Genomic DNA, 25,324 nt, shown 5'->3' with positions numbered 1-25,324 from the left:
GGAGGTTCAATCATGCCCTACCTACTGGCCGCTGAGGCCGATAAAATCCAGGAATTCATCTTCCGCTCCTCGCGCTTGCGCGAGGTGGTGGGCGCCAGTCAGTTGCTCACGCGCTTCTGTCAGAGCGTGGAGGACACGCTGGCGAAACGTTACAACGCCCAAGTGGTGGTCAACGACGGCGGCAGTTTTCGCGTCATCTTCGACACCGGAGAACAGGCTGTGGCTTTCGGTGCCGACCTGGCCGAGCTCTATCGGCTGGCCTTGGGTGGCAGCCTGACGGTGGCCGAGCCGGTAGAACTGAACGGCAACTTCCGCAAGGCGAACGATGAGGCTGGCCATAAATTGCGCTGGGCAAAGAGCCGTCGCCAAGGGGTAATGGCCGAGCCGCACATGCCGTATGTGGCTTTTTGCGCCTCTTGTGGGGTTGGTTTAGCGAATACGCGCGGCCGTCTGAAAGGACGCCGCACAGCTCAGCGGTCTCAATACCTGTGCGAGACATGCCAGACCAAGACCGCAGAGCGAGATCGCAAGCCTCGGGCGCTCCTCGATGAGTTTTACGAGGCATATCGTGAGATGCTCGAAATCAAACAACGAGAGGAGCCTGACTGGGCCGAAGATGCCGATGACATTGCTGAATTCGACCTGCGGCAACGGAATTACGTGGCCTATCTGGTAGCCGACGGCAACGGCATGGGAAAGATTTTTGGCAGCTGCGACCAAGGTCAAATGACAACCCTCTCCAAGAGGCTAACCCCAGTCCTACATTCTAGCCTGGCACGCGCCGCTGCAGACTTCAAGCGAACTGTGCCCGGCCAGGGGGACATGATCCCGGTGCTGCCCCTCATCCTCGGCGGCGACGATCTCTTTGCCCTGATCCCGGCGCCGTATGCGCTCGACTTCGCCCGACGCTTCTGCCTTACATGGGAAGCGCAGATGGACGAGCTAGTGAAAGGTATAGGCCTGACCGACGTTCCTCGTCCCACCGTAGCGGCTGCCGTTGTCATCTGCAAGAGCAAGTACCCCTATGCGCTGGCGCACCGTCGAGCGGAGGAGCTGCTCAAGGAGGCCAAGCGCCGGTGTAAGCTGCTGGCGGCAGAGAAAGGCGAACACCTCTCCGCCGTCAACTTCGAGGTCATCCTGGGCAACCGTTTGGCGGGTCTGGAAGAGGAAGATGAGCAAGCTGGCGGGGTCAGACCAACGTTGCGTCCGTATTGGGTAACGAACAACGGTTTGCCGGCGAGCGCCCAAGAGCGAGGTATCGAACTGAAGCAGTTGCTAGATCAGCGACTGGCGCTCAAGAACTTTCCGAACAAGCGTCTGGCTGAACTACGCCGGTGTTTTGAGGACTTGCCCGCTGACATAACCATCCATAATCGCCATGAAGAGTTAGAGAGCTGGACAACCCGTAAGCTGTCCAGGATTTTGCAGCGATTGGGCAGCTCTTTTCGAGCGCATGTTGAAGCTGCCCTTCATGCCTTGGGCAAGCGCAAGGACGAAGGCACTGGACGCCATCACTGGCGCGAAATTCCAGGGCGCGATGGCACTTTGCTCGCGCATGGCATGTTGGACCTGCTGGAAGCCTGGGACTTTGCGCAGGACCTCGGCCATAGCCCCGACAAGTACGAACCGCAGGAGGAAGAGGCATGAGCATCCGCTTGGAGTTCGAGATTGTTTTCAAGAGCGACTACCACGTCGGCGCCGGGCATGGCCTGGGCCTGCAGGTGGACTCGGCGCTGCTGCGCGACCCGGACAAGGTGCCGGTTATCCGCGGCACGGTGCTCGCCGGTCTGCTGCGAGAGAGCATGGAAAATTTGTGCCAGCTCGCTGGGAAGCAACAATAAGACATCCTCGCGAGCATCTTCGGTACACCCAGCCAAAAGAAACGTTGGCGCATCTCGTCGGCCAGGCCGGAAGGGCTGACGGCGCCACTGGCGCCCTCCCACGATTGGCGCCCAGGCGAGACGGCCGCACAGACGACCACGCGCGTGCGGGTCAACCCGCGCACGCGCCGCGCCGAGGAGAACAAGCTTTTCACGCGCGAGGAGGGCGACGGCAGCCTGCGTTTCCGCTTCGTGGCCGAATGCGACAGTGACGACGCAGCAGCCCAGCGCGAAGCGGAATGGTTGGTTGCGGCGGCGCGGCTGCTGCGCAACCTGGGCGCGGGCAAACGCCGCGGCTACGGCGAGTGTGACGTCCACCTGGTCGATCGGGGCAAAGAAGCAGAACTGCTAGCACGGTTTGCCAGTCAGCTAAAGGGCGAACTGGCGGAGGACCCTGAGCACAAGACCTCACAGGCAGCCCTGGCGCCCCTCAATTTACCTGCTGACCCAAGCCAATATGCTTACCGGCTCGAAGTGCTGCTGCGCCTTGACGAGCCGCTGCTGATCGCTCGTCGTTCGGAGGCGGGCAATCAATTCGAGACCCTGGATGCTATTCCGGGCGGCGTGTTGCGCGGCGCACTGGCGTGGCGCATAGCCCAACGGTTTGCAGCGGATCTCGAATGCCAAGGGGGCACTTTTCGGAACTTTGCCAACTTGTTTTTTGGCGACCTCGTGCGGTTTTCATCGCTGACGCCTGTAGAGGTGCGCAAGAAAAACCTTAGCACAGGCTATCTCACTGTCGTTGCGCCGCGCGACCTGTTCACCTGTGAGTTGCATCATGGTTACCGCAAACCGAGCAGTGATGAGGGCCACGGCATATGGAGTCTTTTGCGGGAGAACCGGCAGGAGTGTCCAGTCTGCGCCACCGAAGACACAGCCAGCGGTCGAAAGGCGGCGTCGATGAAGTTGGAAGCGTTGGGCGGCTTCATCTCGTTGGTCAGGAATGCGCCTCGCTCTAAGCACAAGCCCAAACAGACGGTCGAGATGCATATCCGCATTGACCGCAAGAGTGGCCGGGTGAACACCGGCGACCTGTACGGCTACGTGGCTTTGGAGCCGGGACAGTACTTCGTCGGCGAGATCACTTGCACCAATCAGAGTGTCTGGAAAGCGCTGCAGACGATGGCCGGGCTGCAGCCGGAAGAAGTCAACGAGCTCAAGCTGGGCAAAGCTACCCAGCGCGGCTATGGCAAGGTCAGCGCCGTGTTCCGGCCACGCGAGAAATCGCTGTGGCATTTGCAGGACCTGAGCCAACGCCTCACCTCCACCCAGAGCGTGACCATGCTGCTGCTAAGCGACGCCATCGTGCCCGATCCATGGGGGCGCTTTTGGCGTGGCTTCGATCCGGCCTGGTTGAAACGGGAACTGCGACTGCCACCGGAAGCCGAGGTCTCCATTGACAGGAACGAGGACAAGGAGGTGTTGGCGTTTTCTGCGGCCCGCACGGTGGATGCCTTCAACGCCAAGCTAGGCCTCCCGCGCACGCGCGATATTGCGATCGTGGCCGGTTCCAGTGTGCGCCTGACCTTCACCGGGATCGACTTAAGCGACCTGTTGAAGGCGCTGGAGGAGGCGGAGGCCCAGGGGATTGGCCTGCGTCGCGATGAAGGCTTCGGCCGGGTGGCCTTCAATCATCCGGTCTATCAGCAGCTTCAGGGCGTAGAAAGCCGCATGCTTGACCTATCGCCATTGGAGCTGGGAAGAGCGAGCAATTCGCACCCATCCGTGGCCATTCTTCAGTTTGCACTGGACTGGCTGAAAAAGCTGGATGAACAACCGTTAAGCCACTTCAACGACGAACGATTTGAGGCTGTGGCTCGTCTGCTGCACACCTCTCGCCAGACATCGGTCGAAGCGATCAAGCAGGAATTGCAGCGCATGGGCAGGCCGGAAAATTTGCTTGCTATGCCTCTGTCCGGTCGAGACAAACCGAACTTCTTCGAAACGGATGGTAAACAGGGCATGGAAGCGGTCCAGCGGATGCTCGACATGTTGGCTGAAGAGCTGCATAACAATCAACTGGACAGAAGCCCAGAAGCCTGGCGCATCGGCCTGCAGCTGTTGGCTGCCCGGATCGCCGGACCCGCTCGCCAGAAGGCCCAGGAACGGAGGTAACCATGACCTTTCGAGCGATTACTGCCAAACTCACGCTGCGCACCGCCCTCCACGTAGGCACGGGCGAGGACACGGAGACCGCCGACGACCTGCTGCGCCGCGACGCGCGCGGCCGGTTGCTCATCCCCGGCACAGCCATCGCCGGCGCGCTGCGCAGCATCGCCACCCGGCTGGCGCCAAGATTTGATGGCGCAAAGCCATGTCAGGCGTTAACCGGTGAACAGTCGAACGAGGCCTGTCAATGCCTCGTGTGTCAGCTCTTCGGCGACGTGAACCCGCGCGAGGACACCAATGTCGCCACCGCCGCTCGCGTGTTGGTGTATGACGCCGTGTTGGACACATCGCCGGCGGTGCTGATCCGCGATGGCGTCGGCATTGACCGCGTCACCGGCGCCGCTGCGCGGCGGGAGCGCATCAAGTTCGACTATGAAGTACTGCCCGCTGGGACGACCTTCAAACTTCGGCTGGAGATTGATAGTCGCCTGGCGAACGAAGAGAAGACGCTTCCCTTGCTCGCCGCTGCTCTGGCCGAATGGGAACAGGGACGCGGCGCTGTCGGCGGGCGCGTGGGGCGAGGGTTAGGCGCGTTCGACCTGACCGATGTGCAATGGATCGAGCGCGATCTTACGCAGACCGATGTGCTCATCGAGTTCCTGCGCACCGGACCGCCGTGGGATGCAAGCGACGGGGATCGGGATTGGCTTGCCAGCAAGGTGCGCCGCCTGATCATCACGTCGTATACCGGCGACCTTCCGGTTGCCTGCTCGTGGGCGCTGGCCGAGTTCACGTTGGCGGCGACCGGTCCCTTCCTCACCCATGACCTGGCCCAGGCAGGGCGCAGCGGTTTCGACCATGCGCCGGTGCTGGCCGCCTATGAGAAGGGCACCAAACCCGTGCTGCCCGGCTCCAGCCTGCGCGGGGTGTTGCGCAGCCAGGCCGAGCGCATTGCCCGCACCCTGGCTACTCTTGCTGTATGGGACGGTGCGCAAGATGCGGAAAGTCGGAAGAAGATGTTTCTGACCAACTGCCCGGCCTGTAATCCCTTAACGACAAAGAGCGATGATCCTGTGGCGAGTTGCAACAGTCTTATCAAGGCTATGGGGAAGAAGAAGCGCGACGAACTTGAGATCGAGCAGAAAGGCGCTGAGGAGAAGCTTTGTCTTGCCTGCCGACTCTTCGGCAGCACCTGGAACGGCAGCCGGCTGCGGGTCGAGGACGCCCCCTTTGTCGGCGAAAAGGTCGAGACCAAGGTGCTGGACTTTCTGGCCATTGACCGCTTCACCGGCGGCGGCCGCGATGCGGCCAAGTTCGACGCCGTGGTGTTGTGGCAGCCGAAATTCCGGGTACGGCTGTTCCTGGAAAACCCGCAGCCGTGGGAACTGGGCTGGCTGGCGTTGGTGTTGCGCGATCTGAACGATGGGCTGATCACCGTTGGCTTCGGCGCCGCCAAGGGCTTCGGCCAGTGCCGAATTGAGGACGAGAAGCTGACCTTCGGTTTTCTCACCGATGAGGACTTCCCTCAACCTGCGGATAACAGTCAAGATCCAACGGTGCAACAGGCAATCGGCGCAGGACAACGACTATTGCAAGGTCAGCGGGGCGCAAGCGGGGTGTTCCAGACGCTGGCGTATGACCAGGCGACGCTTGATGACTGGATGACCCTGGCCGAAGGTTGGGTCAGAGTGTTCAACCAAAAGGTGTTAAACCATCAACACGCCTTCGGTCTGAACAAGGATAGCTACTTTGACCAGGTTGACGGCTACTGGCTGTCTGAGCTTTATCCTGCGAGGGTGCCATGAGCGACAAGAACATTGATTTCAAGCAGTTGTACCAGAAAATGGAGCAGGCGAAGCTCGCTCAGGAAGAGCGTCCGGCAATCCTGGGCGGCGAGTTTCCTGCCGATCGCCTGAACGACTTCTTGAGCGTGTGGCGGGCCCGGTGGAGCGCTATGCCCTATCGCATTTGGGAGCACATCAGCTTCATCGAATTTGCCGACGAGCCAAAGCAGCCGGAATTTCTCCAGCGCGCCGAGATCTTCGGCGAGGGCGGGCATCTTTCTTTGCGTCGCGATGGTAATCGTTGGCTATGGCACTATGTAGGAGAGGCAGTTGATTTGCCATTGAACGGCTTTGGTGCAACAGACTTTTGGAAGGCAAACCCCATCTGCCAGCTTCGGCGTTACGCTGAGTCGGTCATCCTGTGGGGAGAGCGCAAAGATAACCAGGACCTCTGGCATGAGGACCGGGTTGCGGCGGCAAACCTGGCTTACCCCCTCAGTACAAACGGCCGTGTCTACCTGCACTTTTGGCGCTACACCGAGAACGGACAGACGGCGTTTGTCTGGTATCGGCAGTTGAGCGATCAGCCGCCGCGCGAGGAGGACAAGCCATGACCGAAGGCGTGATCATCCGCTTCCAACACAACAGCGGCAAAATTCAGGACGACGACGGCAAGACCTACGACTTCAATCGCAAGGCCATCGTCCAGGGCAGCATCGAGGATGCGACGCCCGGCCGTCGCGTGCGCTTCGAGCCGGAGGACGAGCGGGCGCGCAACGTGGTTTTGCTTGGCGAAATCGTGTCCCTTGCGAAGACAGCGCCCGCCTCAGCGCCTGCCCCGCAGCCCCAGCAACCTGCCGTGCCACAACCAACGTCTGTGGCAAAGCCTGCGATCGAGCAGGCTGGCTCTACACCGTACCGCTTCCTCAACCCCTACAACTTCGTACGCACGCTAGAGGTGCGCAATCCGAAGGCTGCGCCATTGCTCAGCCGCTGCGCGCCGCCGCCGCATGACCGGTATGTGGGGCTGACGGGCCGGGTCATCTGCCGATTGACCGCCACCACGCCGATCTTTGTCTCCGATAGCGAGGAGATCGTCGAAGAGTCGGTTAACGGCAGAAAACATCGCTCGTACCGCTTTTTCCGCGATCCGGAAGGAAAGGTCGCCATCCCTGGAACGAGCCTGCGCGGAGCTGTGCGCTCCATCTTCGAGGCAGCCACCAACTCCTGCTTCGCTCACTTTGCGGGGAAGAAGCGGTTGAGCTATCACCTGTTGCCGGAGCTAGCCCTGCGATTGGTGCCGGCGCGGGTCCGCAAAACGGAAGATCGCTGGGAGCTCGAGCTGCTGCCCGGCACGACCCCGATCACGCCTAGTCAGCGCCCTTCTGGTCACCAGTACGCCGCCTGGGTGCACGTGTATGACCCTATCCAGAAGAGCAAGACCGTCACCCAGGCGCCCAACACTCCATATGCTCAGCGGAAAAAGCTTTCGCTGGCGGGCTATCAGCACGGCGAGCAGTGTCAAGCCATCATTGAGCCCATGAAGCACCCCCGGCGCAACTTCGACTTCTGGAATGTGGTGCACCTGGCGAAACCAGGGCAGCCCATGCCAAAACCTGTCGGCAACCAGCGTCTGGTCAACGGCTACCTTTGCATCACCAACCAGAACATCGAGAACAAGCATGACGAGCGTCTGTTCTTTACCACCCAAAACCTGAAGACAGTCGAGTTACCCAAAGAGGTGCGAGAGAAGTACGAGGAACTGATCGCCGACTATCAAGAGCGACACCAAGATGAGGTGAACAAGCGCACGGTCCGAGACCGTCCCGAAGGTAAGGAGCCTGCCTTTAGCCGTTTTATCCTTGAGCGTACTCGCCGCGATGAGCCCAAACTGCGCGATGGTGACCTCGTCTATGCCATGTTGGAGGAAAGGTCGCGCGGAACGTACACGGTGAAGTTCATCGTGCCGGTCTCGGTGCCGCGCGTTGGGTTTGAGCGCAAGATCGGCGAGCTGCTCTATCCGCCGGAGCTGGCGAAGTGCACCGAGTACGAGAGGCTCTGTCCAGCCTGTCGCACCTTCGGCTGGGTGTGGGGCGACGACGACCCTGATCAGCCGAGGCCCGAACTGGATAAACCTACCGCCTACGCCGGGCGGGTGCGCTTCAGCCATGCCGTGTTGACCCAGGATGCCGGCGTCTTCGACGCCACCCTGGCCATCCTCTCGGCGCCCAAGCCGACGACGTATCGCTTCTACCTGCGGCCTCGCAACGGCAAGCCCCAGGATGGCCTGAGCGATCAGCAGGTGGACTACGACAACGCAGGCCAGATCCTGCGCGGGCGCAAGGTCTATCGCCATCACGGCGACAGGCTGAACCCGCAGGAATATCAAAGCGTCAACTGCGTCAAAAGCGACCAGAACCGTACGGTGCGCGGCGTCCAAAAGACGGGAAGCGTCTTCGAGTTCACCGTGTACTTCGAGAACCTGGCGCCGGTGGAGCTGGGCGCGCTGCTGTGGAGCCTGCAGCTGGAGGGCTGGCATCACCGCATCGGCTACGCTAAACCGCTGGGCTTCGGCTCTGCACGCATCGAAGTTCTAAAGGTCTCTTTGGTAGACCCCAAAGTCCGATACGCCTCGTTGGCCGGCGAGAACGATGGCTGGAGCGACTATACCTTGGCCTGGCAGGAATGGGTGGACGTCTTCAAGGATGCGATGGCGACGCGCTACGGTAAACCTTTCGAGCGCCTGGAGAATATTCGAGACTTGAGGGCGCTCCTGGCGGACACGCCGCCGTTGCCCGTGCATTATCCGCGGCCGACGCGTCAGCCGCAGGTCGAAGGAAAGCAGTACGAGTGGTTTGTTGGCAACAAGCGCGGAGGGCAGACGCCTGGACCTCGGTTAGCTTTGCCGCTGGCGGAGGAGGATCGGGCTGGGCTGCCGTTGATTGACAGAGATGGCAACATCGTGAACGGGTGAGACACCATGGCCAAGCACAAAGGTAAATCCACTGGTCCCTCGATCTCTCGCCAACAGCAGAAGGAAGCCAAGAAAGCCAAGCGCGCGGCCGAGCGCGAGCGGCGCCAGGCGCTTGCCGAGGCTCAGGCAGTCAAGCCGCAGGAGACGCCGAAGCTGCCCTGGCCAGCGCCAAGGCAACCCACTGAGAGCAGGGAGAGCTATCGCTTTCTCAACCCCTACAACTTCGTGCGCTACCTGCCTGAGCCGGTCATACCACTCGACGATCCTGATGCACAGTTGTTGAGCCGGTGCGCGCCGCCGCCCCATGATCGCTACATCGGCTTGACCGGGCGCATCACCTGCGCTCTGGAGGCGGTCACACCGCTTTTCATCTCGGACAGCCACGACATCAAGGTCACCAAAGTGCGGTTGTCCGATAGTCGCGAGGTTGAGCACAAGAGCTATCGCTTCTTCCAGTACGCGGGCAAGGACGCCATCCCGGCCACCAGCCTGCGCGGGATGATCCGTTCCCTCTTCGAGGCGGTGACCAACTCCCCCTTCAGCGTCTTCAACGGCGACGAACGGCTGGAGTATCGCATTGACCCGGCGGAGGCGCGGCGCTTCAGACCCGGCATTGTGCAAAGTCTGCCCACCGGTGACCAGCCGGGCGTTATTGCCCTATGTGAAGAGGCCAAGGTCGCCGCCTATTATGACGATCCGACTGCCAACATCTTGGACGACTCGTGGCGGTGCGGCAACGAAACTTATGCGATCGTCGGTAAGACCAAGAACAATGTACCAAAAGTGGAGTTAATCTCCCGCAACCACCAGGCGCTAGCCTCCGATGGCCGTCCGGTTCGCCACGGTTGGGTGAAGGTGACCGGCCGCACCATTGACACGAAGCGCAACGAGAGCTTTTTCTACTACAAGGAGGACTCGGCCAAGGCAAAGAAGGTATACTTCGACGCCGACCGGGAAGCGGACTTCAACGCCGTGCTTCATGCACAACTGCACGATCGCAAAGAGGACTTCCATACTCAAGTCCAAAGCGAGCGCCTTGCGCCGGGAAACCTGGTCTACGTTGAGCTGGAGACAGACGGGAAAACGGTACGCAACATCGCCCTGGTCAAGGTGGCGCGGCTCCGCTATCGGCACGCCATCGGCGACCTGTTGCCCGATCATTTGAAACCGAGTGAGCAGTACGAGAAGCTCGACATCGCATCCCGTGTGTTCGGCTGGGTGAAGGCGACGCCCACCGAGGATCGCAAAGCACGCGTGGCCTATGCCGGGCGGGTGCGTTTCAGCCATGCCGTGTTGATTGAGGACAAGGGCATCTACGCCGACGAGATGCCGCTGGCCATCCTCGGCGCGCCGAAGCCGACGACCACGCTGTTCTATCTGCGCAAGAAGGAAGGGGAATGGAGCGAGGAGGAACGCAAGCTACCAGGCGCTGCCACCACGATCGGCTACGACGGCCCCAACTTGCTGCGCGGGCGCAAGTTCTACCGCCACCACGGCGAGGCACTCAACCGGCTGGAGTACGAGCGGGCCGGCCCTCGTCGAGACCACCAAAACCGCAGCGTGCGCGGGGTTCGTGCCCCGGGTAACGTGTTCGAGTTTACGATAGATTTCCACAACTTGGCGCCTGTGGAATTAGGATCTCTGCTGTGGACGCTCAACCTCAGCACTGATGAGGGATGCTTCTTCCGTCTCGGATACGCTAAACCACTCGGTTTCGGAAGCGTCAGGCTCTCTGTCGAGCAGATCGAGCTGTTAAATCCTGGCGTTCGGTATAGCAACCTCACTGCGAACAGTTGGCGCAGTACCACCCCGGCCGAACGAGGTGACTGGCTGGCGCGTTTTGAGAAGGCAATGCAGCGCTGCTACGGCAAACCGCTGCGCAATCTGCCGAATATTGCTGACTTGATCACATTGCTGACCGAACCGAAACCCCATCAACCGCGTCACATCCACTATCCGCGCACTGACTTACGGCCGGATCCAGAGGGAAAGAACTTCGAGTGGTTTGTCGCCAACAAGGCGAAGTCTACTAACACAGAAAAGGCGGGTCCTAATTTGCCCCTGGAGCTGCCAAGCATGGAACAAGGACTGCCGCTGCTGCAGAAAGTTGAGAAGAAGTGACCATGTCCACCCTCCTCCACCTCATCGGCGAGCAGCCCATGCCCGTGCTGTTGCCGGACCGGTTCCTGCGGCCGGAGCGGTCGCTGTTGGTCTGTTCCGCGCGCACGCGGCCGGTGGCGGAGCGCCTGCGACGCCTGATGCCCCACGCAATCGTCGAAGAGACCGACGCCTACGACCTGCCGGCCATCCTGGCGCGGCTCAACAGCCTGGCCCCTGCGGACCGGCCCACGGTCGTCAACCTCACCGGCGGCGCCAAGATGATGATGCTGGTCGCCTTCGCCCTGGCCATGCAGCGCGGCTGGGACTGCGTCTACCTGGAGAGCAAACGGCCTTGCGTTCCTGGCCTCCGCGTAGAGCCATGGAGGCTATAAACAAGTTCACTGCATCTTAACCATCCGACATCCCCCTGCCTCGCTCCCCCGAGGGATCGGTGCAGGCAAGCTTTGATGGAGGGAACAATCGATGAGTCATGAGACGATCGCACTGGCCGGTCTGTTGCACGACATCGGCAAGCTGATGCTGCGCGCCTCGGTCGCCGGCCGTTACTCCTGGGAGCGCACGGCGCAGGGCGACTTTGGCTATAAGCACGCCATGCTCAGCGCCACGTTTGTCGAGGAGCTGCTGCCTGCACCGTGGCGTAAGGAGGTGCTGGGGCCGGTCGGCTATCACCACAGGCCGCAGAGCCGCCGCGACCGCATCGTGCAGCTGGCCGACCATCTCTCCGCCGCCGAGCGCAACGACGGCCTGCAGGATGAACAGCCGCGCGTCGAGCATCCCCGACAGCTGCTTTCGATCTTCTGCCAGCTCGAAGCCGACGGGCAGAGGCTGCCTGCAGACCGGCGCCGCTATCTGCCCCTACGGCCGCTGCGGCTGGAAGAAGAGGCGCTCTTCTCGGGCGATGAGCTGCCGCCGCAGGAAGTCTGGCGCAGCTACGAGGCTCTGTGGAGAGACTTTCGCCAGGAGGCGGAGGCGCTGCGCGACGCCCACGCAGAGGGAGGCGACCTGCCCACCTATCTCGAAAGCATGTTGCTTCTGCTGCAGCGCTATGCGTGGTGCGTTCCCTCAGCGTATTACGGGAGCCTGCCCGACATCAGCCTCTACGACCACAGCCGCATGACCGCCGCGTTGGCCGCCGCGCTCGACCGGCCCGACGTCGACGACGCCTGGCTGGAAGCGGTGAAGCAGCGACCGGAGACGAGCGCGCAGGAAATCGCCCTGCTCGTCGGCGGCGACGTCAGCGGCGTGCAGGATTTCATCTACACCATCACCGCACGCGGGGCGACGCCCTCCCTGCGCGGGCGCTCCTTCTATCTGCAATTGCTCACCGAGGCCGTCGCCCGCTACGTGTTGCGCCGGCTCGACCTGCCCATCACCAACCTGATCTACGTCGGCGGCGGCAACTTTTACTTGCTGGCGCGACCGGGCGACCTCGCCGCCCTAACGGCGATCCAAGGCGAGATCAGCCGCGTGCTGCTCCAGTATCATCGTGGCGCGCTCTATGTAGCGGTGGCGGGGCTGCCGTTGCGGGGCATGGATTTCTTCGAGGGCAGGATCAGCGCAGCGTGGGGACGGCTGCATGAGCGCCTTCAGCAGGCCAAGCTGCGCCGCTTTGGCGAGCTGGAGCCGGCGGAGATGGCGCAGCTTTTTGCTCCCCTGGACCATGGCGGCAACGAGGAGCAACAGTGCCAGGTCTGCGGGCTGGAGCATCCCGACGTTAGAGCAGAGCGCGCAGGTGCAGACGCCGAGCCGGTGCGCAAGTGCCCCGCCTGCCGTGCGTTCGAGGACTTGGGCGATGCGCTGCGGCGGGCGCGCTGGCTGCAGTGGCGCGAAGGCAAGGCGACGGCTCCGACGCTGACACTCGATCTGACCACGCCGCCCGGAGTCTGGCGCGAGGCGTTGGCGGCGCTGGGGTGGACGGCGTCGCTCTTCGACGAGGCTCCCAACACCAAACCAACGCCGGCGCGCAGCGTGCTGTTGGCGCTCGACGACGATGCGCTGGCGACGCTTAAACCTGCAGCGCAGACGGCAATAGGGCGACGGCTGCTCGTCAACACGACGCCGATCCTCACCTTCGACGAACGCCAGGCGCTGCAGGCGGACCGCAGCTTCCCGGAGGACGAGCGGCGTCAGCTTCCGCCGTCCGACCGGGTGAAGCCCTTCAGCGTGCTGGAGCATCAGTCGCGCGGCATTCGGCGGCTGGGGGTGCTGCGCATGGACGTGGACAATCTCGGCAAGCTCTTTCAAAGCGGCCTGGGCGAGCAGGCGACGCTCTCGCGCGTGGCGATGCTGAGTTTCGCCGTCAGCCTCTACTTCGAAGGCTGGGTGGCGAAGCTGGCCGAGGAGGTGAACCGGGCCACGCGTCGCCCGCCGGAGCAGGGAGGACGGCTCTACGCCATCTACGCCGGCGGCGATGACCTGTTCTTCGTGGGCAGTTGGGACGCGGTGGTGGAGCTGGCGATCGCCGTGCGCCGCGATCTGACGCGCTACGCAGCCGAACATCCGGGCATTCACGCCAGCGGAGGCGTTGCGCTGGTGGGCGGCAAGTATCCGCTTTCCCAGGCTGCGGACGACGCCAAACGCGCCGAAGAGCAGGCCAAGGCGCTGCGCTGGCGAGCGAACGGCGTTGAACATCGCAAGGACGCCATCGGCTTCCTCGGCGCGGCGTTGCCCTGGTCGCTCTTCGGCATGGAGGAAGAGGCGCAGACGCCCAATCTGCGCACGGTGCATGGATTGATGCACGAGCTGACCGGGCTGGTCGAGGCGGGCGCGCCCAAAGCGCTGCTGCGCCGGCTGGTGGATTTCTACGGCGAATACATCGATGCGCAGCGGCGGTGGCAGCTTACACAGGGGCGGAGCGCGTGGGTGCACGATGCGCAGACGGTGTGGGGGCGCTGGATGTGGCGCAGCGTCTACACCATGAAACGTATGGCGGAACGCAACAGGTCGCTGGAGACAAGGCTGGAGCGACTGCGCACTGCGCTGCAACAGGACGACTATCGCCTCTTCGAGCGCTTAGGCGTGGCCGCGCGCTGGGCGGAGCTGATCACGCGGCGGGAGGAGAGGTAGACGCAGCCCTTTGTGGAAGCGACCCGCAGCCGCACGTCCTCGCCGGCCCGCAAGGTCGTGGGTGAGCCGGGGAAGCGTTTTCCGGTAGGTGCGGCTCGCAGCCGCACGTCCTCGCCGGCCCGCAAGGTCGTGGGTGAGCTGAGGAAGCGCCGCTGCGAGCAATGCATACAAAAACATTATTTCTTTTGAAAAGGAGTCACACCATGCCCAATCTCTCATCAAACGACCTTCAGCGCATCATCACCGATCCGGATGCGGCGCAACTGCTCGTCGAACGCGCCGACCAGATCGGCAAGACGCTGAAGGAGATCAACCTGACGACCAGCCAGATCCGCGCCCTCTTCGGCGAAGTGCGCCAGATTCAGGCGCAGTGGAGCATGGAGAAGCCCGAACAGCAGCAGAAGGCGCTGCGCCGCTTCATCCTGCTCAAGCCTAAGATGGCCTACCGCGCCAAGCGCGAGCGCGGCAGGGCGGTGCAGGAGCTGGTGAACGTCTTGGACCCGGCCATTGATTTTGTCGTGAAAGAAAAAGACCCGGCCAGATGCAAGGACAACTTCCAGCGCTTCGTCGATTTCTTCGAGGCGATCCTGGCCTACCACAAAGCCTACGGCGGCAATTGATCCGCATTGAAAGGGAGATCGAGCCATGAGCAAACAGATTCAACTCAAAGGTCGCGTCTTTTTGAACTTCAACATCCGCGCCGTCTCCGGCCTGCACATCGGCGGCTCGGACGTGGGCGTGGAGATCGGCGGCGTGGACAAAACTGTGATCCGCGACCCACTCACCAACCGACCCTACATCCCCGGCTCCTCGCTCAAGGGCAAGGTGCGCAGCCTGCTGGAAAAGTACGACGGCCTGCCGCAAAATCAGCGCATCGGCCAGGGATACATCCATTCGTGTGACAAGCCGGAGGCCTACGCCGGGTGTGCGGTCTGCCAGGTCTTCGGCGTGCCGGGCGAGCGCGATTTCGGCACCCCCACGCGGCTGGTCGTGCGCGACGTGCAGATGACCGAGGAGAGCGCCGTCAAACTGGAGACGAGCGGCCGCACCGACCTTCCCTACACCGAGATCAAGACCGAGGTCTCGATCGACCGCGTCACCTCGGCGGCGAACCCGCGACAGATGGAGCGCGTGCCGGCCGGCGCGGTCTTCGGCCTCGCGGAGATGGTCTATTCGATCTACGACGGCGAAGGCTGCGACCCGCAGCGCGACGTGGTGCAGCTCGCCAAGGTCGTCGAGGGGTTGGTGTTGCTGGAGGACGACTATCTCGGCGGCCTTGGCTCGCGCGGCTCCGGCAAGGTGCGGCTGGAAGGAATCGAAGTGAGCCTGCGCAGCCAGAACGGAATGCTCAAACCGGCGCAGTCGTTGGGCAGGTTTGACTCGCTCGATCGCTTGGTCGCCGCCTTGCCCCAGGTGCAGGAGCAGATCCGCAGCCGCCTGGCGCAGGCGTGAAGGAGGCGCCTATGCCGACCTTATCGGTCTATCGGCTTGCCTTTCGCAGCGGATTGCATCTCGGCGCGCGCGGGGTGAGCCTGGAGGAAAGCAGCGTGGCGCTGCCGTCGGACACGCTCTTCGCCGCGCTGATCGACGGCTGGCGGCGGCTCGGCGGCGACCCCGCTGCGTGGCTGGCGCCCTTCCTCGGCGACCCGCCTGATCCGCCTTTCGCGCTGACCTCCGCCTTCCCGTTCGTGGGCGGCGTGCGCTTCTATCCCATGCCCGTCGATCTGCGGCGTCTTTTTGCGCAGGCGGAGGCGGGCAAGCGCGTCAAACGCATCGCCTATCTCTCGGAAGGGCTGCTGCGCCGCGCGCTGAACGGCGAGAAACTCGACGCCTGGCTGCCGCCGGAGGAAGGAGCGAGCCGAAACGGCGGGAGCCCGCAACGGGAGGCCGGCCTGTTTTTGCAGGAGGGCAGGCTCTGGCTGGACGGCGAAGGCGAGCTGGCGAAGCTGCCGGAATGGATGCGCGTCGACCGCCAGAGCAAACGTCCGCGACCGCGCGCCGCCTATCCGCTGTTGGAGGTCTGGAAGGAAGGGCGCACCCCGCGCGTCACCGTCGACCGCATCTCCTCGGCGTCGACGATCTTCCACATCGGCCAGGTGCGTTTCGCCGAGGCGTGCGGGCTGTGGTTCGGCGTGCACTGGCGACGACCGAAGCAGGGCATCGAGGGGGCCTCGACGACTTACGCAGAGAGTGTGACCGCCATCCTGGATTTTCTGCAAGGCGAAGGGCTGGGCGGCGACCGCAGCGTGGGCTACGGCGCGTTTACGCTGGCGGGGCCGGAGGAGGCGACCTTGCCCGATCCGCAGCCTGGCCGGTTGGCGTGGCTGTTGAGCCGCTGGCGCCCGCGTACGCAGGCGGAGATTGCGGCGTTGCAGGCGGAACGAGCGGCCTACCGACTGGTGGACGTGGCGGGCTGGCTGCGTTCGCCCGACGGCCCGGCGCAGCGACGGCGGCGCATCCACCTGCTGGCGGAAGGAAGCTGGATCGCAGGCGACGCGGTGTTGGGCGGCCTGGTCGATGTGCGGCCGGTCTATGAAGCTTCACAAAACATGTTGCCCCACCCGGTCTATCGCAGCGGCTTGGGGGTGGCGGCGGGATTCACCCAGGAGGCGGCGCATGGCTGATTACGCACTCTACGATGTGACGGTGACGACGATCACGCCGGTGCACATCGGCAGCGGACGCGCGCTGCTGCACGCATACGATTACGTCATCCGCAATGGGCGCACCTGGCGCATCAACGAGGACGCCCTGCTCGATGCGCAAAATGTCGAGGATGCGAGGCTGGCCGAGCAGCTGGCGCGCAGCCGCCCGGCCGAGCTGCTGAAAAGCGGCGATTTTCGCGAAGGCAGCCCCTTCTTTCGCTATGTCTTGCTCGGCGCGCCGCGCAGTGAGGGAGAGGGCGCGCAGCTGCGCGAGCAGATCAAGGACGCCTTCGACCGCCCCTACCTGCCCGGCTCCACGCTCAAAGGCGCGCTGCGCACCGCCCTGGGCTGGTACGCATGGGGCCAACGCAAGCTGCAGCCGGAAAGCAGGCTGCTCAACCGCGACCGCCGCTTCGCTGCGCAGCAGTATGAGCAAATGCTCTTCGGCTCCGACCCCAACCACGACCTGCTGCGCGCCTTGCAGGTGAGCGACAGCGAAGCGCTCGGCGTCGACCGGCTGATGGTCGCCAACGCCCGCGTCATCAACCGCCGCGGGGAGCTGAAGGCGCCGATCGAGATGGAGGTCATTCGTCCTGAAAGCGCCTTCCGCCTCACGCTCAAAGTCGACCATCGCCTCTTCTCGCGCTGGGCGCAGGCGCATCGGCTGCAGCTCCAGGGCGGCGAGCTGCTGGAGCGGCTGCCGCTGATCGTGGGCGAGCACGCGCGCCACCATTGTGCACGCGAGGCGGCCTGGTTCAGCAAAGCGCAAGGCGGAACGCGCATCGCTCAATTCTATCAGCAGCTTGCGCAGACGAAAACCGGCGAGCGGCGCTTCCTGATCGCGTTAGGCTGGGGCACAGGTTGGGAAAACAAGACCTTCGGCACGCGGCTGCTCGCCAGCCGGGACTTCATGCAGCGCATCCTGCGCGACTATCGGCTGAGCCGGGCGCCGGCGCAAGACAACGCCGGCAAGAGCAACGCTGTAAGGGATATCCTCTTTCCGACCAGCCGCCGCGTCTTTGTCGGTGCGGGGCAGGATGCGCAGGGGCGGCGCGTGGAAACGCCCCAGGCGGCGCCGGGGTGGTGTCTGGTGGAGATGAACAGACGCACGTAGATGCAGCCGATGATCCAGGTCGGAGAATGCATTGGGCGTGGTTGGGAGTCCACCGACTACGCCGTTGCGAGCGACGTCTACGAGGGATGGTGCAGGCGTCTTGAGGCAAGGAAGGAGCAATGAGCCATGACAAGACAACGACAATTGGTGCTGACGACGGTGGGCATCAGCCTGTTTCTGAAATCCCTGTCACCTGAAGAACGGGAAGAAGGGGGAGAGAAAAGGCTGAATCGTCATGCAAACGCAACGGAGTTGCCGCCTGACCTGGAGGCTTTTCTTGCCGAACTGGTCGCGCGTGCGGAGCAAACCCTGACCGAAGGGACGGTTGCGGCGAAGCGCCTGGTAAGCGCCGAATTGAACGGACTCTACGGCCTGTATGAAGACCAACTTCAGCGCGCCCGCAACGATGTGCATGTGCTTGTCGCCACGGATACGGTGCTCGGATGCAGGGCCGCGCAGACGCTGGAAGCCTTCTTGCGCAGCCAGGGGATTACCAATGTGCAGATGTGGGTCCCTGAACAGTTGAGCAGCGGCGATAACCGGCGCTTCTCCCATGGAATCAAAGAGTTGCTGCGTTGGTGCGAGGAGACCATTCCCGAATATCGAGCCGATGGCTATCGCATCGTCTTCAATCTCACCGGCGCCTTCAAGAGCCTGCAAAGCTATCTCAATATCGCCGGCATGTTCTATGCGGATGAGATCGTCTATATCTTCGAGAGCAGCAAACAACTGTTGCGCATCCCCCGCCTGCCGATCCAGGTCGACATCGCGCCGCTGCAAACCTATTGCACCCAGTTGGCGCTGCTGGACGCCGGGGCGATTCTTCCACACGGCGAAGTCGCCAACCTGCCGGAGGGGCTGCTCGACATCGATCAACATGGCGATGTCACCCTTTCCGAGTGGGGACGCCTGATTTGGAACCGCGTGCGGCATGAGCTGCTTCAAAAAGAATTGCTCCCTTTCCCGAACCTTGTGTATGAGGAGTCGTTTCGGCGCGATTTCGACAGGGCGGCGCCGGAGGAACGCGTCGATCTGCAAAGGACGCTGGCCAGGGTGAGCGTGCTGCTCAATGAAGGCGGCGTTGTGAGGCTTAAACAGGATGGTGGCCTTCAGTACGAAGATTATCAGAATCGCAGGTCCGTCGACGGTCGCCCCATCGGTCATTTTCGCCTGACGCAAGGTCGCCGCGTCAGCTGCGTCGCCGAGGGCGAGAGGCTGCGCCTGCGCCATTTCGGCGCCCATGATCGAGTCAACGACAACCCGTGAGGTTTCCAAAAACAGCCATGAAAGCCATCACTTTCCTCGGCGCCAACGTCGCCCATGAAACCACCTACGTGCTTGCCGACGGGCGCGAGCATACGGCGCCCTACTTCGGCGTTGCGTTGGCGCGCTTTCTTCCTGACCTGACGATGCGCGTTTTTGTAACGGAAAGGGCCAAGGAAATGCATTTGGAGCGCTTCCTGAGCCTGGTTGAGGACTCTGTCGTCGATGTGCAGCCGGTCGACATTCCCAATGGGGGCAATGACGCAGAGTTGTGGAGGATTTTCCAGGCGGTCGTCGACGCCGTGGAGCCGGAGGAGGCGGTGGTCTTCGACATCACCCACGGCTTTCGTTCCCTGCCCTTCCTATCCTTCCTGGCGGCCGCCTATCTGCGCGTGGTCAAGAAAATCCAGCTAGAGGCGGTGCTCTACGGCAATTTTGAGGCTCGCGACCAATCGGTGACGCCGCATCGCGCCCCCGTGATCGACCTGACGCGCTTCGTCGAACTTTTCGACTGGATGGTGGGCGCCGACCGCTTCGTGCGCTTCGGCGACGCGCGCGACCTCGCCCGGCTGCTCCACGCCCGCCATCAGAGCATCAAGCCTGATCCGAGCACCGCCGGCAAGGCTGCGCTTTCCACGTGGAACGACTCGCCGGTGAAGAAGACGGCCGGCAGCCTGACGCGCGCGTCGCGAGCGCTGCGCGTGGTGCGCCCCGCCGAGGCGATGGACGCCAGCGAGCGCATTTGCAGACAGCTGCCTGCTGCGTTGGAAACCAGCGCAGCGCTGGCGCAGCCGTTCGCGCTGTTGGGCGACCATGTGCTCGCAAGCTTTGCGCCGATTGCCCTCAGCGCAGAGGCGCAAAAAGCCGATCCGCTGCGCGCGCTGACGACCGAACGCGCCCTCATCGGCTGGTATCTGGAGCGCAACCAAATCTTTCAGGCCGTGGCGCTGGCGCGCGAATGGCTGGTCTCCTGGGTGATGACGCGGCTTGGAATGCAGGACGACTTGCTGAAAAAGGGCGCCCGCGAGGCGGTTGAGCGCGCCCTGGGGCTGGAGCTGCAAAAGCGCAAAGCGAAATCCTCAGCTGCGCCTGCAAAGGAAGCCCTGCTCGACCTCGGCGGCCTGCCCTCCTTGGACGAGGTCGTCCAGCTGTACGGGGACTTAGGCGACCTGCGCAACGACCTCATGCACGCCGGGAAACGCGAACAGGCGCTTCCGTCCGATGAGGTTGAGAAGCGGGCGAAGGCGTTGCATCGCCGGCTGGAGGCGTTATTGTGTTGAGTGTTGTGTGTTGCGTGTTCCGTGTTGCGTCAGGAGGCGGCGCACGCACCTCGCAACACGCAGCACGTTCGTCTGGATTTTTGTCTTCATTTCAATCAACGAAAGGGTTTCCGTATGACTCGCCTACCTTTTGCACTTATTCTGGCTTGTTTTCTCTTCTTTTGGACGAGCGGGGCAGCCCACGCCAACGATGATTATCTGGTGCCTATCACCGTGGGCGGCAAGACTTTTACGCTGACCGTCTCCGTCGGCGCAACCGGCGTCAGCGTGCGCGTGAGCGACCCTTCGGTCGTGCTCGGCGCCGTGACCAAGCTCCCCAAGCCGGGGGAGGTCGCCGCCCAACAGGACCTGGAGAGCCGCAAGGCGCAGGCCGTTGCAATTCCCTACGATGACCTCTTCCGCTACAATGAACGCCATGTCGGCAAGACGGTGCGCTACGTCGGCAAGGTGCTGCAGGTGCAGGAGAAAGAGTGCCTGATCTTCTGCGACGAGAACGATCAAGGCTACATTCTGCGCGTGGCCGTGACCCGGGGAAGCTACGGCATCTGGGACGACCCGATTTGGGTTGACTATCCCGGAACGCAGCGCTTCCTGGAGGACGACATCGTCACCGTCTGGGGTGTGGTGGAAGGGCTGCAAAAGTACACCGCCGTGCTCGGCAACCAGGTGACGATCCCCAAGATCAAGGCGCTCGACATTCAGTTGGGCGAGGTCGCCAACCCCCGGCCTTCGGCGCCGGCGGGAGCGCCTGTCGCCAATAACAACGCCAATCTGCGCGGGGGGCCGGGCACCCACTATCCGGTGGTGGGGGGCGTGAAAGCGGGCGACGCTTTGGACATTGCAGCGCGCAACGAGGCCGGCGATTGGCTGCAGCTGCGCGATGGCAAGTGGATCGCCGCCTTCCTGGTCGACAACGCGCCCGGCGACCTACCGGTGGCGACCGACGTCCCCGCGCCGCCGGCGTCCTCTACAGGGGGAGGCGGTTCGACCTCGTCCGCCGGAAGCAGCGCTGCGCCCGTTGGCAACGTCGCCGCCATCGGTGAGGAGATCGAGGCCGGCGGCTGGCGTTTCAAAGTCTCCGAGGTGCGCAAGCGCAAGGCGGTCTACTTCTACAGCAATTCGTACATCGCCATGGGGCACTTCTTGATCGTGGTCATCGATGCGACCAACTTGCAGGCCGGCACCGACTACTTCGACCGGAACATCGATCCCTGGGTCGTCGATGAAAGGGGGCAACGATACAGCGCCAGCGGCAAGGGAAGCGGCTATGCTCAGTGGCAACTCGGGGGGTTGGACAGCGTCTACACCGATGTGAATCCGGGCAATTCTGTGCGCATTGCGTTCGCCGTCGATCTGCCGGACGCCACGGGCCGCGTCTATTTGCAGACCGACGTCGGCAAGCGCGTCGACCTAGGCAATTTCGCCGAGATGCCCTCCCAGGACAACTAGCGACGGCGAGGCGTCGTCGATTTCACAACTTCACAACGGCGGCGGAGGCGGCGGCTGGCTGCAGTCGATCGACAGGTCATCCCCGGCCTCGTCGTAGACAGCCGTCAGCGCCGCCTGTAAATCGAGCACTGCGTCGGGATCGGGCGGCAGCAGAGGAACCGGGATGGTGGGCAGGGGCTTGTCCAAACCAATCGGCCAGGCTTCGACCTGCGTCGCCTGGCTGCGCAAGAGCGTCACCAGATAGAGAGACGGAGGCGACGTGGGATAGGAATAGGGGTGTTGACCGCGGCGGATCAGGTCGATCTCGATCAAATGGACGCCTGCCCGTTGCAACCGACGGCGTTTTCGTCGATAGAGGGACAACCCAGGCTCACGCTTGTTGACGGGCGACAAAATTTCAATGGTGGTGACCAGGCGGTTGGCGTTGGCGTCGCGAATCTCGATTTCGGGCACGCGCACCGGGATCGGGGCCGGCGCCGGCGCAAGGATGGATGGCGTAAACGGTGAAGCGCCGGCTGCGTAGGAGGGAGAACGCTCCCTCACCGTGCGCGAATGCACAACTTCAACGTCAGGATACAGGATGCCGAGCTTTGTTTCGGGCGCAGTGTCTTCGATCCAGATAAGGGTCCATTCCTGGGAAAGGCGATGGCATGTTTTCTCCTCAGCAATTCGTGTCTGATGATTCAGTATACATCGCTTATGGAAAGAAGCAACTCCAATGATTGTGCTCAATTTTTCTCACCCGTTGAATGAAGCGCAGCGCAGCCAGATTGAGGCACTGACGGGGGCGCGCATCACAGAGGTGCGGGAGATTCCCACGCAGTTTGACGAGCAGGCGCCTTTCGCGCCCCAGGTCGAGCGCCTGCTCGATGCAGCAGGTCTCACCTCGGAGCAGTGGCAGACGACGCCGATTCTGGTCGTCTTGCCTTCTCTCAACTTCATCGCCGCCGCATTGCTGGCGGAGCTGCACGGCCGCATGGGCAATTTCCCCCCCATCGTGCGCATCCGGCCGGTGGCGGAAAGCCTGCCGCGACGCTACGAAGTGGCGGAGATTCTCGACTTACAGGCGATCCGCGACGCCGCCAGACGCAAGCGGTGAGAAGGGGTGCGTGTTGCGTGATGCGTGGCGTCTGTTGAGAGTGAAGGTTTCGGTAGGGTGAACAGGCGTCGTGCACGTTGGTTTCGTTTTGTAGAACTTTCTGTTCGAGGTGTTTTATGTTGATTTCAATTGTTCTGACGTTGGTCTCGCCCACGGTGAAGACGCTGCCGGGCTTTCTCGGTCGCGCCAACTACGCTGCGACGCTTGCCCGGCTGGGCGAGATTGACCCTGCGCTGGTGCGGCGCATCCACGACGACGAGGGCCCAAAGCCGGTGACCTGCTCCGGTTTGCTCGGCGCATACAGCGGCGCAAAAAGCGTCACCGTGACGCCGGAGAAGCCTGTGCAGGTGCGCGTCACCGGCCTGGTTCCTGAAGTGAGCGAAGCTCTGGCGCACGCTCTGCTTGAGGAGCGGCCGGAGATATGGGAGCTGGAAAGCCACCGTTTCACCGTGCAGGAGACCATCTGCGACTCCGACCGCCATCCGTGGAGTGGGCGCACGAGCTATGAATTGCTGGCGGCGACGCAGTTGACGCGGTTGGAAGCGCTCGACCGCCAGGTGACGCTGGAGTTCGCCTCGCCAACCGCTTTCAAGTCAAAGGAGATGACCATGCCTGTGCCGTTGCCGGGGCTGGTTTTCGGCAGTCTGGTCGAGCGCTGGAACGCCTTCAGCCCGGTGACGCTCAGCCCGGAGATGCGTCGTTACGGCGAGGAGGTGATGGCGATCAGCCGCTATCGGCTGGAAAGTTTTCCGGTTGTATCTAAGGATGGAGCGCAACGCATCGGCGGCGTTGGGCGCGTCACCTATCGGGCGCTGGCGGGCGATCGTTACTGGTTGAGCATCATGAACATGCTGGCGGATTTCGCCCTCTACAGCGGCGTCGGCGCTCAGACGGCGACAGGCATGGGACAGGTGCGGCGCCGGGAGAGGATATGACGTTCTTTGGCGGGGTGTCTCGATGCGCAACCCACTTTATGTCATCGAACAGGGGGCGAAACTCAACCGTGAAGGGCGCCGCATCATCGTCAGCAAGGATGGCGAGACGCTGGCGCAGGTGGCGACGCTGCAGATCAGCCAGGTTGTGCTCTTCGGCAACGTTCAGGTGACGACGCAGGCCCTGCGCCTGCTGTTGGACGAAGGCGTCGAGGTTGTCCTTCTCAGCGAGGATGGGCGTTTCTACGGCCGCTTGGTCGGCGCAGAGAGCGGACATGGGGCGCTGCGCGTGAATCAGGTGTTGTGCAGCCAGGACGCCAACTTTGCGCTGCGCACCGCTCAACAGATGGTCTATGGCAAGTTGCACAACATCAAAATGTTTTTGGAGCGCCAGGCGCAGCGGTTGAACTCGGAGACCGTCCATCTGGCCGCCGCCGGGGTCGAACACCAGCTTCGGCGCACGCTGCGCACGACGACGCACAACAGCCTCATGGGCGTGGAAGGGCAGGGGACGGCGATTTACTTTGGCGTATGGAAGGCGCTGCTGCAGCCGCCGTGGCGTTTCGAGGGGCGCGTGCGGCGTCCTCCGACCGACCCGGTGAACGTCCTGCTGAGCTATGGCTACACCGTGCTGTTGCAGAATGTGCTGGGCGCTGTATTGACCGTTGGGCTGGACCCGTATGTTGGCTTTTTGCATCGGCTGGAGTACAACCGTCCGAGCCTGGCGCTCGATCTGATGGAGGAATTTCGCCCACTGATTGTGGATTCTGTTGTGTTGCACTGCCTGAATGATGGCGTGATCAAAGAAGAGCATTTTCGGCCTGGCGAGAGTGAAGAGCGCCCGATCTTGCTGGCGCCGGAGGGGGTGCGGCTCTTCGTCCGCGAGCTGGAGGCGCGCCTTACGCAAAGCTTCAAACATCCGGAGAGCGGCGAGCAGGTCACCTATCGTCGGCTCTTTCACTTGCAGGCGTATGCGCTGGCGCGCTCGTTGGATCCCACCGGCGCGGCGCCAGCGTATCGACCATTTCTTGCCCGATGAGAGGAAAGCGCTTTCTCGTCATCAGCTATGACATCGTAGACGACCGTCGGCGGCTCAAGGTCGCCAAAACTCTGCTGGATTTCGGCGCGCAGCGCGTGCAACGTTCGGTCTTCGAGTGCTACATTACGCCGGCCAATCAAGAGAAACTGCGTCAACGGCTGCAACGCCTCATTGACGAGCAAGAGGACAGCGTGCGTTTCTATCGTCTATGTGACGAATGCTTGACCACTGTAGAGCGCATGGGCGTCGCTGCGCCGATCGATGAACCGGGTCTGCTGATCATCTAAGTGCAGTGGAGTGTTTCAATGTTTTCGGAAGTGGAAAGGTTGTGGGGAAGGGGTCTTCGGAAGCTTTGACAAGAGGGAGGTGGTTGGATATATTGGGTTTATTGCTGGCTGTGGAATCAATTGGATGTCGGAAACAGATTTGGGGCGCAAGCAAATGCGATTGTGCAGATATGACAATTGGCCTCTCTCCCAGAGAAAGCGGGAGGCGACAGCGCCACAAATTACAGTTTTGGGGCATTTGAGGGGTCGGAAGACAGTGAATCCTCGTCAGGGGATTGAGAC

General features: G+C 62.6%; 20 protein-coding genes and 1 pseudogene. 20 read left to right on the top strand and 1 reads right to left on the bottom strand.

The window, feature by feature from the left end; translation table 11 throughout:
* Positions 1 to 12: 12 nt before the first annotated feature.
* The 16 genes and pseudogenes from Q0367_RS08500 (at position 13) to Q0367_RS08425 (ending at position 21,685) form a co-directional block, all read left to right on the top strand.
* Positions 13 to 1,647, top strand: coding sequence for a Cas10/Cmr2 second palm domain-containing protein (locus tag Q0367_RS08500; RefSeq protein ID WP_298981591.1), 1,635 nt, complete (start codon positions 13 to 15; stop codon positions 1,645 to 1,647).
* A pseudogene (locus Q0367_RS21070) lies at positions 1,644 to 2,177 on the top strand (RAMP superfamily CRISPR-associated protein); the annotation flags it as partial. The gene Q0367_RS08500 and the pseudogene Q0367_RS21070, both read left to right, overlap by 4 nt.
* A gap of 603 nt (positions 2,178 to 2,780) precedes the next feature.
* Complete coding sequence (locus Q0367_RS21065) at positions 2,781 to 3,995, top strand: hypothetical protein (protein WP_363325847.1); 1,215 nt, start codon at positions 2,781 to 2,783, stop codon at positions 3,993 to 3,995.
* Positions 3,996 to 3,997: 2 nt separating this feature from the next.
* Positions 3,998 to 5,794, top strand: a complete 1,797-nt coding sequence (locus tag Q0367_RS08485; protein WP_298981584.1) for an RAMP superfamily CRISPR-associated protein — start codon at positions 3,998 to 4,000, stop codon at positions 5,792 to 5,794.
* Entirely contained in the window at positions 5,791 to 6,387 is a 597-nt protein-coding gene (gene csx19, locus Q0367_RS08480; RefSeq protein WP_298981582.1) for a CRISPR-associated protein Csx19, read from the top strand. Before Q0367_RS08485 ends, csx19 begins: the two co-directional genes overlap by 4 nt.
* Positions 6,384 to 8,747: a TIGR03986 family CRISPR-associated RAMP protein gene (locus Q0367_RS08475; RefSeq protein ID WP_298981579.1), complete on the top strand. Its 2,364-nt coding sequence runs from the start codon at positions 6,384 to 6,386 to the stop codon at positions 8,745 to 8,747. Before csx19 ends, Q0367_RS08475 begins: the two co-directional genes overlap by 4 nt.
* A gap of 6 nt (positions 8,748 to 8,753) precedes the next feature.
* The gene (locus Q0367_RS08470; protein WP_298981576.1) at positions 8,754 to 10,868 is read left to right on the top strand and encodes a TIGR03986 family CRISPR-associated RAMP protein; all 2,115 of its coding nucleotides are present in this window, start codon (positions 8,754 to 8,756) and stop codon (positions 10,866 to 10,868) included.
* A gap of 2 nt (positions 10,869 to 10,870) precedes the next feature.
* Positions 10,871 to 11,239 (top strand): hypothetical protein, encoded by a 369-nt coding sequence (locus Q0367_RS08465; protein WP_298981574.1) that lies wholly within the window; start codon positions 10,871 to 10,873, stop codon positions 11,237 to 11,239.
* 91 nt (positions 11,240 to 11,330) lie between these two features.
* Positions 11,331 to 13,934 (top strand): type III-A CRISPR-associated protein Cas10/Csm1, encoded by a 2,604-nt coding sequence (gene cas10, locus Q0367_RS08460; RefSeq protein ID WP_298981572.1) that lies wholly within the window; start codon positions 11,331 to 11,333, stop codon positions 13,932 to 13,934.
* A 203-nt stretch (positions 13,935 to 14,137) separates the two neighbouring features.
* Positions 14,138 to 14,554, top strand: coding sequence for a type III-A CRISPR-associated protein Csm2 (gene csm2, locus Q0367_RS08455; RefSeq protein ID WP_298981571.1), 417 nt, complete (start codon positions 14,138 to 14,140; stop codon positions 14,552 to 14,554).
* 25 nt (positions 14,555 to 14,579) lie between these two features.
* Positions 14,580 to 15,386: a type III-A CRISPR-associated RAMP protein Csm3 gene (csm3, locus tag Q0367_RS08450; protein ID WP_298981568.1), complete on the top strand. Its 807-nt coding sequence runs from the start codon at positions 14,580 to 14,582 to the stop codon at positions 15,384 to 15,386.
* Between the two features lie 11 nt (positions 15,387 to 15,397).
* Positions 15,398 to 16,558 (top strand): type III-A CRISPR-associated RAMP protein Csm4, encoded by a 1,161-nt coding sequence (gene csm4 / locus Q0367_RS08445; RefSeq protein ID WP_298981566.1) that lies wholly within the window; start codon positions 15,398 to 15,400, stop codon positions 16,556 to 16,558.
* Positions 16,551 to 17,693 (top strand): type III-A CRISPR-associated RAMP protein Csm5, encoded by a 1,143-nt coding sequence (csm5, locus tag Q0367_RS08440; protein ID WP_298981563.1) that lies wholly within the window; start codon positions 16,551 to 16,553, stop codon positions 17,691 to 17,693. Before csm4 ends, csm5 begins: the two co-directional genes overlap by 8 nt.
* 126 nt (positions 17,694 to 17,819) lie before the next feature.
* Positions 17,820 to 18,959: a putative CRISPR-associated protein gene (locus Q0367_RS08435; RefSeq protein ID WP_298981561.1), complete on the top strand. Its 1,140-nt coding sequence runs from the start codon at positions 17,820 to 17,822 to the stop codon at positions 18,957 to 18,959.
* Between the two features lie 17 nt (positions 18,960 to 18,976).
* A complete protein-coding gene (gene csx2, locus Q0367_RS08430; protein WP_298981559.1) occupies positions 18,977 to 20,236 on the top strand; it encodes a TIGR02221 family CRISPR-associated protein in 1,260 nt (419 codons plus the stop codon).
* 114 nt (positions 20,237 to 20,350) lie between these two features.
* Complete coding sequence (locus Q0367_RS08425; RefSeq protein ID WP_298981557.1) at positions 20,351 to 21,685, top strand: SH3 domain-containing protein; 1,335 nt, start codon at positions 20,351 to 20,353, stop codon at positions 21,683 to 21,685.
* Between the two features lie 30 nt (positions 21,686 to 21,715).
* Here the strand turns inward: Q0367_RS08425 and Q0367_RS08420 are convergent, their stop codons facing one another.
* A complete protein-coding gene (locus tag Q0367_RS08420) occupies positions 21,716 to 22,243 on the bottom strand; it encodes a DUF4058 family protein (protein WP_363325846.1) in 528 nt (175 codons plus the stop codon).
* A gap of 160 nt (positions 22,244 to 22,403) precedes the next feature.
* Here Q0367_RS08420 and csx15 point away from each other — a divergent pair, with 160 nt between their 5' ends.
* The 4 genes from csx15 to cas2 all read left to right on the top strand — a co-directional run bounded on the left by csx15 (position 22,404) and on the right by cas2 (position 25,042).
* Positions 22,404 to 22,784, top strand: coding sequence for a CRISPR-associated protein Csx15 (gene csx15, locus Q0367_RS08415; protein ID WP_298981553.1), 381 nt, complete (start codon positions 22,404 to 22,406; stop codon positions 22,782 to 22,784).
* A 116-nt stretch (positions 22,785 to 22,900) separates the two neighbouring features.
* Positions 22,901 to 23,719, top strand: coding sequence for a CRISPR-associated endoribonuclease Cas6 (gene cas6 / locus Q0367_RS08410; protein WP_298981551.1), 819 nt, complete (start codon positions 22,901 to 22,903; stop codon positions 23,717 to 23,719).
* A 22-nt stretch (positions 23,720 to 23,741) separates the two neighbouring features.
* Positions 23,742 to 24,755, top strand: coding sequence for a CRISPR-associated endonuclease Cas1 (gene cas1 / locus Q0367_RS08405; protein ID WP_298981549.1), 1,014 nt, complete (start codon positions 23,742 to 23,744; stop codon positions 24,753 to 24,755).
* A complete protein-coding gene (cas2, locus tag Q0367_RS08400; protein ID WP_298981547.1) occupies positions 24,752 to 25,042 on the top strand; it encodes a CRISPR-associated endonuclease Cas2 in 291 nt (96 codons plus the stop codon). The genes cas1 and cas2 overlap by 4 nt, the downstream gene beginning before the upstream one ends.
* Positions 25,043 to 25,324: the final 282 nt, after the last annotated feature.

Source organism: uncultured Caldilinea sp. (assembly GCF_937128415.1).
Lineage (GTDB): Bacteria > Chloroflexota > Anaerolineae > Caldilineales > Caldilineaceae > Caldilinea.
Note: the sequence above shows the minus strand (reverse complement) of the source record. Positions and strands in the feature narration are given on the sequence as shown.